The organism is Providencia sp. PROV255, assembly GCF_028478065.1.
Taxonomy (GTDB): Bacteria; Pseudomonadota; Gammaproteobacteria; order Enterobacterales; family Enterobacteriaceae; genus Providencia; species Providencia rettgeri.
In genome coordinates, this window is the sequence record NZ_JAMPMI010000019.1 from 152,249 (window position 1) to 165,240 (window position 12,992).

The window sequence follows — 12,992 nt, forward strand, 5'->3', positions numbered from 1 at the left end:
AGGCGGCAAGTGAAGGCAGCTCGGGGAGCATACATAAATATGTGACCCGAGTGACTAAACGTAGCCAACACCCCCACAACGTGAGGTATGAGGAAAATTACGAATTAGCGATAAACTGAGAGCGTATCTCCTGCAATTCGTCTCGGACTCGCGCAGCCGCTTCAAATTCAAGATCTTGAGCATGCTTATACATTTGCGCTTCAAGTTGCGAAATCCGTTGCTCCAACTCTTTTGTCGACATCGATTGGATATCAACCGAATTATTATTTTTACCATTGTCTTTCGTACGGTTTTTTCCTTTACCACCCACTTTGTGGCCAATTTGCAGGATATCACCGATTTTCTTATTCAAACCTTGTGGTACGATTCCATGTTCTTCGTTGAACGCCATTTGTTTAGCACGGCGACGCTCTGTTTCTGCAATCGCTTTTTGCATGGAGTTGGTGATCCTGTCTCCATAAAGGATTGCCTTACCATTTAAGTTACGAGCCGCACGCCCTATGGTTTGAATAAGCGAACGCTCTGAGCGCAAGAAACCTTCTTTGTCAGCGTCCAAAATAGCCACCAGAGAGACCTCTGGCATATCCAAGCCTTCTCTTAATAAGTTGATCCCAACCAGTACATCAAACTCACCAAGTCGCAGGTCGCGAATAATTTCCACACGCTCGACTGTATCGATATCTGAGTGAAGATAACGCACTCGCTCACCGTGCTCTTCGAGATATTCCGTTAAATCCTCTGCCATACGTTTTGTTAAAGTAGTGACTAATACACGTTCATTTTTCTGTACACGGATACGGATTTCAGACAGTAAATCATCCACTTGGGTAGTAACTGGGCGGACTTCTATAATCGGGTCAAGTAGGCCAGTAGGCCTAACAACTTGCTCAATCACTTCATTGCCTGATTTATCAAGCTCGTAGTTACCCGGCGTTGCCGACACATAAATAGTTTGAGGAGCTGAGGCTTCAAATTCTTCAAAGCGCATTGGCCGGTTATCTAATGCAGAAGGAAGACGAAACCCATATTCAACTAAGGTTTCTTTTCTTGAGCGATCCCCTTTATACATCGCGCCTATTTGCGGGATAGTAACGTGAGATTCATCCACCACCAGCAAGCCATCTGCGGGTAAGTAATCAAATAGTGTCGGCGGTGGCTCACCAGGAGCACGACCCGATAAGTAGCGTGAATAGTTTTCAATACCTGAACAATAACCGAGCTCATTCATCATCTCTAAGTCGAATTGCGTTCGTTGAGTAATACGTTGCTCTTCCAGTAATTTATTGTTTTCTAGTAATACTTTTCGTCTATCCGCCAATTCAACCTTAATTTGTTCCATTGCCTCAAGAATGCGTTCTCTCGGTGTGACATAGTGCGTTTTTGGATAAACGGTGAAACGAGGAACACGATGTTGTATTTGCCCTGTCAATGGGTCAAATAATGACAACCGTTCAACTTCGTCATCAAATAGCTCAACACGTAAGGCATACTCGTCTGATTCCGCAGGAAAAATGTCGATAACCTCACCACGGACGCGGAAAGTCCCCCGCGTAAAAGCTTGGTCATTCCGCGTATATTGCAAGTCCGCTAAACGCCTTAAAATTGAGCGTTGGTCGATGATCATGCCATCCGTTAGGTGCAACATCATTTTTAAGTAGCTGTCAGGGTCACCCAAACCGTAAATAGCCGACACAGAAGCCACCACAATCACATCGCGACGTTCGAGTAAGGCCTTGGTCGCAGATAACCGCATTTGCTCAATGTGTTCGTTTACAGACGCATCTTTTTCAATGAAAGTATCGGAGCTTGGGACGTAAGCTTCAGGCTGATAATAGTCATAGTAAGAAACGAAATATTCCACAGCGTTGTCTGGGAAGAAGGCTTTCATTTCGCTATAAAGCTGTGCCGCTAAGGTTTTATTATGCGCCATTAACATGGTAGGCCGGTTCTCTTGCGCAATAACGTTGGCAATAGTGAACGTCTTACCAGACCCCGTTACCCCTAATAGGGTTTGATGAGCAAGTCCATCTTGTAGCCCTTCCCTTAACTTATGGATGGCTTCGGGTTGGTCCCCTCCCGGCTGAAAATCAGAATACAGCTTAAAATCCTTACTCATATTAACGCCCCTTAACTAGTTTCTCCCATTATGATACTGGATAAAAAACCAGCTTCAAGTATTGAAGCTAAATTTTCTGTTATTCTCCGTTCTAATATGTTTATAAAAATGTTATCCCCAAAAAAGTGCTTGACCTTTTTGAAACTTTATATTTTATGCTATTGCATTTTTATGCCGTATCTCAAATGCAAATTGAAGACTTGATTTTATTTAACCATTTGTATTTATTAAAAATTAATTTAAAGTCCAGAATCACATCAAATAAAGTCAAAGCCGCTTGTCGCCTAGCGTAGAACTTGTTTTATAACGTTAATACACAAGGTTATCCACAGAAATGGTGGATAACTCTTGAAGCCCTTTAGGCTCATGGATTCACAAGATCCCTAAGATTTGTTCAATGGAGGCTAAATGACAAAAAGATGGCAGTTTAATGAAAAAATTTTTACGTAGTAACTGCGATGAAAAACAGATTTTATCTTTTTTATTAAGATCTGAGTGGTATTTTTACTGAAATACTTGACAGTATTTCAGTTGAGAACGTTAAAAAAGATCGGATCTCTATTTAACAATTGATCAGCCCCAAGCACTTGACTTACTTGGGGTAAAATATTTATAAATTTTATATAATCAAAGAGTTAATAAAGAAAGATCTAAATAGCTGCCTAATTCACCGTTAAGAGTGTCTTGATGTGGGATCACACCTAAACAAGGTGCCTTAATCATTCGATTAAGTGTCAGCAAATATTGTGCTTGGAAACGACCAGCAGGTTCAACTTCATTGGCGACCCAGCCAGCCACAGGCAAACCTGAAGCCTCGATAGATTCCATGGTTAACAATGCATGGTTTATACAACCTAACTTAACACCAACCACTAAAATAACGGGTAACTGCTGTTCAATCACCCAATCTGCATACGTTTTTTCTACGGATAACGGGGTATACCAGCCACCAGCACCTTCCACTAATAACCAATCAGCTTGAGATTTCAAATAAGCCAACCCTTGATTGATTATTGAAAATTCAATAGGTTGATTTAATTCTTCACTGATAATATGTGGCGAAGTGGGTGCTTCAAACACAATCGGGTTAATCACCTGATAGGGTAATTTTACTCGGCTATTGGCTTGTAATAATAACGCATCGCTATTACGCAACCCGTCTACCGTGAGTTCACTTCCAGATGCAACGGGCTTAAAGCCCACCGTGTTCAAACCTTGATAACCTGCGGCTTGCAGTAAAGCACAACTTACAACGGTTTTCCCTACTTCTGTATCCGTTCCTGTTACAAAATACACTTTAGTCACGGTAAATCACTCCAAACACCGTATGATAAGTTAAAGGTAGGCCTTGCTCTGTCATTGGATAGAGCAAAGCAAGTTGCTGCAAATGCTGGCGAGTCACTAGCCCAGCTTTACGCCCAGTGGTCAAATGTGTCGCGCCAATCCCTTTCAATGAATGGAGCAACGCTATTAACTCAGGAAAATAGAGTGTATCCTTCTGAAAAATAAGTTTATGTCTCCATGACTGACAACTATTTCGTATCTGTTGAACACTGAGAAAGGAATTCACATGCGAATAGCCATCAAGTGAATGCCAAGCTGAAGATAATTCTGTGAGAGAATGCTCTGCAAGCGTAGTGAACACCGCAACTCCACCCGGTTTTGTCACCCGATACAATTCGCTTAATGCTTTACTCAGATCTTGGCACCATTGAACCGATAAATTTGAAAAAACCACATCAAAGGTTTGTGAATCTAATGGAATGGATTCTATATCAGCACATAAATAGTGATCGGCCACGGCTTTCGTTTGTGCCATTTCAAGCATTCCCACAGAAAGGTCTAATGCAGTGACGCGATGCCCTTGGTTTTTCAATTTATAGCTAAAATAGCCCGTACCGCACCCTGCATCTAAAATATGCAATGGCGCCGTTGATTGTGAGTGATTTAAGGCTGAAGTCAGATGATCAAGGAGTTGTGTTCCTGTTGATCGTTGATAACTTGCCACTGCATCATAACTTTTAGCTGCACGGCCAAATGCCGCTGCAATTTTATGCTTTTCACGACTGAGCGATAAAGTCATGTAAAGCCTCCAATAATTGATCGATATCTTGACGTTGGTGTGCAGCACTTAACGTGATCCGTAGCCTAGCACTCCCGGGCGGAACCGTTGGCGGCCTAATCGCTTGCACCCAAATATTTTTGTTGCGTAAAAAATTGGCTAACTGTTGGCTAGCTTGGTTTTCGCCAACAATTAATGGCTGAATAGCCGTCGTTGAATCAGTCAGTTGCATGCCATGAAAATCAGCATTATGTCTAAAATATTCAATATGTTGCTTAAGGTCTTCTCGTGCCTGATCTGCGAACTGAATTTGCTCAACGGCCGCTAGAAGAGCAACTGCCTGAGCCGGAGGCATCGAAGTGCTATAAATTAAATGGCGTGCAGATTGGATGAAAAATTCAGCCGTTGGCTCATCACACAGCACCGCTGCGCCACTTAAACCAAATGCTTTACCAAATGTTACGACTAAAATTTCAGGTTTAACCCCACTCGCAAAGCAGCTACCACGACCTTGTTCTCCGATAACGCCAATACCATGTGCATCATCAACCATCAACCAAGCATGCTGATTTCTTGCTATTTCCTGTAATTGTTGAAGGGGAGCACTATCACCATCCATACTAAAAACGCCTTCCGTCACAACAAGCGTTTTTCCCGAAATAGGCTTGTGGATTAAGTTTTCGAGTGATAATGGATTATTATGCTGAAAGCGCCTTAATTGAGCCCCCGAATGAATCGAGGCTTCCATGATCGATGCATGGCTGAGCTTATCCGCTAAGATACGATCTTTTTCCGTCATTAATGCGGTGATCACCGCATGGTTCGCAGCAAATCCAGAAATAAACAATAAGGCTTTTGGGTAGCCTAGCCAACCAGCGAGCGCTTGCTCTAATTTATTATGCGCTTTGGTGAACCCTGTGATATGTCCCGATCCCCCACTCCCCACGCCATATTCATCGGCACCACGTTGCCAAGCGGCAACCACTTGGGGATGGTGAGATAACCCCAAATAGTCATTGGATGAAAAGTTGAGATATTCTTTTCCGGAAAAATAAAGAGACCTACCATTCGCATGATCAATGCACTGACGTTGACGCCAGATAGACGCCTGCTTACGCTGCGCTATCTGGTTTTGTATAAATGATTGCCAAGTCATTATACTGCAGCGTTATAAAATTGAGCGTTATCAGCAGTTAACAACGTTTCGGCTAACTTAGCAGCTTGATGGTTATCCCCTTCGTCGGTTTCAATACGCTCAGGGTTAATATTCAGTTTTCTAAATAGCGCCAAGTCTTTGTTTTCGTCAGGGTTTGGCGTCGTTAATAATTTACACCCGTAGAATACGGAGTTTGCACCGGCCATAAAACATAATGCTTGGGTTTGCTCATTCATGTATTCACGGCCTGCAGACAGCCTAACGTATGACGTTGGCATCATGATGCGTGCAACGGCAATAGTACGAATAAAATCAAATGCATCGACATCTTCGTTATCTGCCATTGGGGTGCCTTCAACTTTCATCAACATGTTGATCGGCACACTTTCTGGCGGTTTCGGTAAATTGGCTAATTGGACTAATAAGGCCGCTCGGTCACTAACTTTTTCACCTAAGCCTAAAATCCCACCCGAGCAGACTTTGATCCCTGCATCTCGTACATTTTCGAGTGTATTTAAGCGGTCTTGATAACTGCGAGTCGTAATAATATTGCCGTAGTATTCTGGAGAGGTATCAAGGTTATGGTTATAATAATCTAATCCTGCTTCTGCTAAGCGTTGAGCTTGGGAATTATCAATCATCCCTAAAGTCATACAAGTTTCCATTCCTAATGACTTCACTTCCTTTACCATCATTTCAAGGTAAGGCATATCGCGTTCTTTCGGGTTACGCCATGCCGCGCCCATACAAAAACGAGTTGAACCTGCTTGTTTTGCTTTTTTCGCCGATTCCAGAACTTGCTGAACTTCCATTAATTTTTCAGTTTCTAGCCCTGTTTTATAGCGGGCGCTTTGCGCGCAATACTTACAATCTTCAGGGCAAGCTCCAGTTTTAATTGATAACAAAGTGCTGACTTGCACTTGCTGGGGGTCGAAATGTTGGCGATGAATTTGCTGTGCCTGAAATAATAGTTCAAAAAAAGGCATTGAAAACAGTTCATTAGCTTGTTTTATTGTCCACTGTTTTAATTGGCTCACGGAAACGCTCCAGTTGAAAAAGTTGTTGCCAGTTTAAATATTGTGATTATCATGTCAACTAAAATGAGATAAAAAAGTTGACGATGATAGCAAATGGATAACGTAGATATTCAATTTGATGCCAAACATATTTGGCACCCTTATACCTCGATGAGCCAGCCAATTCCGGCTTATCCGATTGTTGAAGCCCATGGAGCTGAGCTAATCATGGCCGATGGGAAAAAATTAATTGATGGGATGTCTTCATGGTGGGCAGCCATTCATGGTTATAATCATCCTGTATTAAACCAAGCGGTCACAACGCAATTAGCGAAAATGTCCCATGTGATGTTTGGCGGAATTACGCACCCACCCGCAGTGAACCTATGCAAACAGTTGGTAGCAATCACGCCAGAGCCGCTAGAATGCGTCTTTCTTGCCGATTCAGGGTCAGTGGCGGTTGAAGTTGCTCTGAAAATGGCATTGCAATATTGGCAAGCCAAAGGGGAAAAGCGTCAACGGATCCTCACATTACGTCATGGATATCATGGTGATACCTTCGGTGCGATGGCCGTTTGTGACCCTGATAATTCAATGCATGGCCTGTATAAGGGGTATTTACCTCCGCATATTTTTGTGGAAGCCCCACAATGCGGTTTTTACGATGAATGGGATAGTGCAGATTTGCACCCTCTTGAGGTACAACTTGCCGAAAATAGCCATGAAATTGCAGCGATCATCCTTGAACCGATTGTTCAAGGCGCTGGTGGAATGCGCATCTATCACCCTGAATATTTAAAGGGAGTTCGCCATTTATGCGATCAATATGGTCTATTATTAATTGCCGATGAAATCGCTACGGGGTTTGGTCGTACGGGCAAATTGTTTGCTTGCCATCATGCAAATATATCACCGGATATTATGTGTTTAGGAAAGGCATTAACCGGTGGTTATATGACCCTTTCGGCAACGATCACAACCCGCCACGTTGCAGAAACTATTAGCAATGGGGAAGCGGGTTGTTTTATGCATGGGCCGACCTTTATGGGCAACCCACTTGCCTGTGCCGTTGCAGATGCTAGCCTGACTTTGCTGCTCAATAGCCCTTGGCAAACAACAATTACCACTATTGAACAACAACTTAAGACTGAGCTAACACCATTAGCATCCCATCCTAGCGTAGCAGATGTGAGAGTTCTAGGTGCAATTGGCGTGATTGAAATGAAGAAACCTGTAAACACAGCGGCTTTGCAAAAAGTATTTGTGGAAAATGGTGTTTGGGTTCGCCCATTCGGCAAACTGATTTATGTAATGCCACCGTACATCATCACCCCAGAGCAACTGAGCAACGTGACGAATACGATGGCAAAAGTGTTGGGGTAACTCAATAAATTCAATCTTAATCTAAGTCGATTTTTTAACTAGATTTTTAACTAGATTTTTAAGTAGATTTTTAACTAGAGAATCTTCTAAATAATTCGAGTTATAGCAAGGCGGCAATCGAGGATATCTTGGGGAGCATACACCAGTATGTGACCCAAGTAGCCGAGTGAAGCCAACACCGCTATAGCTCGAAGTATGACGAAGATTAAAGGATAGTGACCCACATAGGTCCTTTCCCTACCCCATAGCGTGCTAATAAACGCAATTTTCCCGTAATCGGGTCAATTTCAGAAACTGAAACGTGGTCTGATTTTTGCCCGCTGGAAATTAAAAAACGACCTGTCGCATCAATATTAAAGCCCCTTGGGTGCGTCTCTGTTGGGTAACGTGCTTCTAATGTTAGCTCGCAACCGTCATCAGAAACCAGATAGTGGCTGAGGTAGCTTTCAGAACGTTCACTAACATATAAATGGCGGCCATCTGGCGTAATATGGATATCGGCAGCCCAGCGCTGGCTTTCGTTACCTAATGGGTAATTTGCCAAAGTTTGCATGTTACGATAGCGAGTGAATTTACGATATACGCCTACCGTTGAATCTAACTCATTCACACAATAAATGACCTTTTCAGTCGGATGGAAGGCCAGATGACGAGGGCCAGATTTTTCAGCCGTAGTAATTTGGTCTGCAGTTGCTTCGGTTAAATAACCATTTTCATGTAAATCGAATAAACGGATATGGTCTTCACCTAAGCAAGGCACCCAAAGCTGTTGATTATCAACATCAACATGAGACGAATGTGGATTTTGCAATCCTTCAATCACTTGAACGACTTGGTTTGGTACACCTTCATCATTGATAGTCAGAACTGATAGATTATGTTGATGATATGAAGGAACAAATAAATATTTGCCCGTGTTATCCAATGATAAGTGAACTGGCGTTCCCGGAACGGATGTTTCTGCTTTTAAACGCAGTGTCCCTTTGCCTTCAATTTCATAGGTTACGACACGAAAATTCGGGCGCACACCAATATAAAGGTATTTTTTATCATGGCTTAATACCATAGGTTGCACTTGGCCTGGTGTTTTTACTGTTTGTAAAAGAGTAAGTTCCCCAACCTCATTCATCAACCATACGTGAATTTGCTGACTCTCGGGGCTCGCAATATAAACAACCTGATTCATCCTGACTCCTTAATTCATGATAAAAATACAAAACCGTATCTATAGTCCACTACATTGGCTTCACTATACCCTATATTATGCAAATCACAGTGAGTAAATAGCGCCAAAGTTCAGCGTCATGAATTTAAAGCTACAATTAATTCATCCAATAACTCAGAGGAGGATGCTGACACCAAACTTCCCCCATTGATCACGTTTGTTTTATTACCATTAATGTTTGCATAATAAACTCCAGCTTCAGTAAGGCAAGGTAAAATAGCCGCGATATCCCATGGTTTCATTAACGTATCAATAGCACAATCGATCCTTCCTGCTGCTACCATTAAATGCTGATAACAATCATTTATAAAAACCATATCTTGAGCAGAATTAACGACATTTGATAGATTGTAAGCTTTGTTACCTTCTCTGTTATCAAAATTGGTACTGTGTATACCTGATATCGAAACAACAGCTTCGCCTAATTTTTTCGTTTTTTTTATCTGAGTGCATATCCGTTTTGGTGCAAGATCACCTTTTTTAGACCAACACCCGTTCCCTAACGATGCATAATATATAGAATCAATAGCGGAAAATGATATAACTCCGACAAGGGGAATGCCACTTTCAACATAAGCAATTAACGTACTAAATAATGGAACGCCATACAAAAATGCTCGTGTTCCATCAATAGGATCTATTATCCATCCGGTAGAAAATTCACCTTCAATATTTGTTCCGAACTCCTCCCCTAAAATAGGAATATGTGGAGTTCTCGCCTGAAGTACTTCTCTTATCACATTTTCTACTTTAAGATCTGTAGCGGTAACAATGGTGTTATCTATTTTTCTGGTAAATGTACCAGCTTCGTAAAAACCTTTTAGTAAATATTTACTAGCAGTATTCGCGGCTTCTAAAGCAATATTTAACACTGTAGAACTCCTTAACTAGCTTTTTGGTAACTCATTGCAACCCTAACGTTCTCAACATAAAACGATCAAGATTTCCCTTGAATGATTCAACAGTAGACCATGCAAAATCTGAGTGCTCAGAGCTTAAACAAACATGACCAGAGCATGAAACATTAAAGTTTAATTGGATACAACGTTGGCCCATTGCTTGGTACTCAACCGCACCGGAAAACCCAGAAATTTCAATAATTATCATTCCGGTTTCTTCTGCGATTTCACGACTAAGCGCTGTCTGCATATCTTCATCACACTCCATGCCACCAGAAGGAATTTCCCATACATTTGGCATGAACTCGCCTTCTGAACGCTTCAAAAAAAGAATTTTTGAATCATGTCCAGCTTTGATTAAACCGCCTACAACAACACGATCATAGTTTTTAAGTTTGGACATGACTGAATGAGGGATATATTTTTCTATCATCTTCGATACTTCTCTGCAACAGATGAAATGATTGATAAATAATTATCAATAAAATTGAAACGCTCTTCTCCGTACCAAATATCCAACTTAAACATACTATTGTGAAATTTTATAGCATTTCCGAAATAAGCTTTATTAATTCGAATTTTCTCACCATAGTCACGAGAGATTTTATTTGGTGAGTGAAAGAGAGAATATTCATTGATAGGGCACGTTGAGCCAGGTATATCAGCCTCAAGTGCACCAGCTTGGTTTAATATATCTACGAATTCATGCAGACCAATTGAAAATTTAGACTGATCAAACATAACTGGCATGGCATACCAAGCTGGGTTCGCTTTTTTAGGAATGCGAACTATCTTTAAACCATCGATCTGCTCAATTCCAGTTTTCAATAAATGAGCAGTTTCCCTTTTTTCTTGCATCATCTGCTCAAAGTTTAGCATCTGAGGCATAACAACCGAAGCACCAAGTGGGTGCATTCGTAAATTAAGGCCAGTCCCTGTAATAGCAAAATCTCTTAAACTATCAGTGTTCACTTCCTTTTTTGCACGCTTATTAAAATGCCCGACTAACACAGCTCGTTCGTAGAATTCACGATGCTTAGTGGCAAAGAAGCCACCTTCGCCTGAAGTTAGTATTTTCTTACCCTGAAAACTCCAAGCAGAACCATCAGAAAAACTCCCAATCATTTTGCCATCCCAAGTTGCTCCATGTGCATGAGAACTATCTTCTAATAAAAGAATTTCGTGTCGTTCGCATATATCTATCAGTTCATCCATATCACACGGTATCCCCCACATATGTGTAATAATCACCGCTTTTGTTTTATCGCTAATCAGGGCTTCTACGGATTTTGGATCTACATTGCCATTATCCCCACAGTCTGCAAATTTTAGCTCAGCGCCTAGCTGGTGGAGTGGAGAGCATGTAGCAAAGAATGTATAGCTAGGGACTATTACTTCATCCCCTCGGCCTATACCAGCACCATAAAACATGGAAAATAATGCTGTAGTACCAGAATTAACAGCAATTGCATTTTCTACATCAAAAATTTCTTTAAATGTACTTTCTAGGCGCTCGTAAATTCCACCATTATCATAAATTGAGATATCTTCAAAAAGTTGCCTATTAACACTATCTTTAATTTCATCTGTAATAATTGGATGACTAAACTTACAGTATTTTGATTTCATCATACTTCCATTCCTTTTTATTTTATCGCTTTATAACCACTTTCTTTGAAAGCAATTTCTAAAATATCGGTCACGGCAAGTGAACTGACTAAGTTACTATTGAAACTGTCTTGAGAATCACTGAAAAAAAGCTCTCGATACATACGAACAAATGGTGACTCAAGTGCATTAATAAAATTAAATTCATTTATTATTTTTTGTTTCTTTGACTTAACCTGAACTATATTTTCATTTCCATAAATAATACAATTATTACTTATTAACGTTACATCTTCATGTTTCTTATATCCTACGCATGATATATATATAAAAATAATTGTATCTCTGCATTGTAACTCTACAAAAGCAACATCATCAACATCATATTCACCAGAAGAAGTATTTATTAACCTAGAGTAATTAACATTAATTTCATTTCCATCAAATAAATAGTTTACTAAATTTACAATGTGATAGCCCATATCCAACCAAACACCACCACCAGAACTCGCATGACTGCTTCTCCAGTCACTATTTGGATTTTTACTAGGAATAGTGTATCTTATTTCTATTTGGGAGACTTTTTCTTCTGTTGAGATTAAATATTCTTTCAGTTTTTCATAAGCTAACGTATATCTCTTTTGACAAACAGTAAAAAATCTCATATCATTTTTAATTATTAAATTCTTTAATTTTTTCGCCTGCATGACATTTAAAGCAAATGGCTTCTCTTTTATTATTGTTATATTATTTTTACAGCAATAAAAAATTACATTTTCATATAACTCATGAGGAAGAGCAATAATAATTGTATCTGGCTCAATTTCATCGAACATTTTACGATAACATAAATAAGTAGGAGGACTGTAATTTAATAATAATTTTGTTTTATAAATATTACTTATCGATATATCACACAGCGCACTAATACTCACCCCCAAATTACATAATGCAGGTATGTGTTCCTTTCTTACAATATTCCCACATCCAATTATCGCCAACCTCATATAATTAAATCCCCATATTAATGGCCCAACTATTTCGCATGAAATTTATTTTCAATTTAAAACGACATGCATATTAGTTAATATTTTACAAAGAAAACAATCTAAGAAAATTACTTTTTATATTATGCTTGTTTATTTTTAACAAATAACGAAGTATATTATTTCAACTTGATTTTTTAATGTAACATCAAAGTTTTATTGGCTACCACAATAAACCCTTTATTCTTACTAGCAAGATGCTAAATACTATCTAAATAACCTTCGCCACAAATCACTTCAATGTAGTATGAGTCCATGCTAACAACTTTTTGAGCGTTCGAAATTTCAATTCTGCAATTTACTAAAAAAACGCCTCATTATCTTAAAATTTTAAAATCATAGTCGATATTGAGCTTTTCACATCAAAAGTATCTACCTAAACAATATGGAATATCTGTCTCTGACAGACAACCTCAACAACAGCTAGATTTAACAATGCCAATTAATATTATCTACAATTTATCGCAGCTATTAGTTTAAT

At 39.9% G+C, this 12,992-nt stretch carries 11 protein-coding genes; 1 reads left to right on the forward strand and 10 read right to left on the reverse strand.

What is annotated here, in order from left to right; all coding sequences use genetic code 11:
* Positions 1–97 precede the first annotated feature (97 nt).
* The 5 genes from uvrB to bioB all read right to left on the reverse strand — a co-directional run bounded on the left by uvrB (position 98) and on the right by bioB (position 6,371).
* A complete protein-coding gene (uvrB, locus tag PR725_RS17760; RefSeq protein WP_211888872.1) occupies positions 98–2,116 on the reverse strand; it encodes an excinuclease ABC subunit UvrB in 2,019 nt (672 codons plus the stop codon).
* A 627-nt stretch (positions 2,117–2,743) separates the two neighbouring features.
* Positions 2,744–3,421, reverse strand: coding sequence for a dethiobiotin synthase (gene bioD / locus PR725_RS17765; protein WP_109910969.1), 678 nt, complete (start codon positions 3,419–3,421; stop codon positions 2,744–2,746).
* Complete coding sequence (gene bioC / locus PR725_RS17770) at positions 3,414–4,199, reverse strand: malonyl-ACP O-methyltransferase BioC (protein ID WP_109910968.1); 786 nt, start codon at positions 4,197–4,199, stop codon at positions 3,414–3,416. Before bioC ends, bioD begins: the two co-directional genes overlap by 8 nt.
* A complete protein-coding gene (gene bioF / locus PR725_RS17775; protein WP_117162176.1) occupies positions 4,177–5,334 on the reverse strand; it encodes an 8-amino-7-oxononanoate synthase in 1,158 nt (385 codons plus the stop codon). Before bioF ends, bioC begins: the two co-directional genes overlap by 23 nt.
* Positions 5,334–6,371: a biotin synthase BioB gene (bioB, locus tag PR725_RS17780; RefSeq protein ID WP_117162177.1), complete on the reverse strand. Its 1,038-nt coding sequence runs from the start codon at positions 6,369–6,371 to the stop codon at positions 5,334–5,336. Before bioB ends, bioF begins: the two co-directional genes overlap by 1 nt.
* 93 nt (positions 6,372–6,464) lie before the next feature.
* Here bioB and bioA point away from each other — a divergent pair, with 93 nt between their 5' ends.
* Positions 6,465–7,733 carry an adenosylmethionine--8-amino-7-oxononanoate transaminase gene (gene bioA / locus PR725_RS17785; RefSeq protein WP_196719762.1) on the forward strand — a complete coding sequence of 423 codons (1,269 nt, stop codon included), beginning with the start codon at positions 6,465–6,467 and terminating at the stop codon, positions 7,731–7,733.
* A 205-nt stretch (positions 7,734–7,938) separates the two neighbouring features.
* Here the strand turns inward: bioA and pgl are convergent, their stop codons facing one another.
* From pgl to PR725_RS17810, 5 genes are all read right to left on the reverse strand, one after another.
* Positions 7,939–8,919, reverse strand: a complete 981-nt coding sequence (gene pgl / locus PR725_RS17790; protein ID WP_123382144.1) for a 6-phosphogluconolactonase — start codon at positions 8,917–8,919, stop codon at positions 7,939–7,941.
* 116 nt (positions 8,920–9,035) lie between these two features.
* The gene (locus tag PR725_RS17795; protein ID WP_109910963.1) at positions 9,036–9,830 is read right to left on the reverse strand and encodes an inositol monophosphatase family protein; all 795 of its coding nucleotides are present in this window, start codon (positions 9,828–9,830) and stop codon (positions 9,036–9,038) included.
* A 31-nt stretch (positions 9,831–9,861) separates the two neighbouring features.
* Entirely contained in the window at positions 9,862–10,290 is a 429-nt protein-coding gene (locus tag PR725_RS17800) for an NUDIX hydrolase (RefSeq protein WP_004909135.1), read from the reverse strand.
* Positions 10,287–11,489: a DegT/DnrJ/EryC1/StrS family aminotransferase gene (locus tag PR725_RS17805; protein WP_109910962.1), complete on the reverse strand. Its 1,203-nt coding sequence runs from the start codon at positions 11,487–11,489 to the stop codon at positions 10,287–10,289. Before PR725_RS17805 ends, PR725_RS17800 begins: the two co-directional genes overlap by 4 nt.
* 14 nt (positions 11,490–11,503) lie before the next feature.
* Positions 11,504–12,472 (reverse strand): Gfo/Idh/MocA family protein, encoded by a 969-nt coding sequence (locus PR725_RS17810; protein WP_272569921.1) that lies wholly within the window; start codon positions 12,470–12,472, stop codon positions 11,504–11,506.
* Between the last annotated feature and the right edge of the window lie 520 nt (positions 12,473–12,992).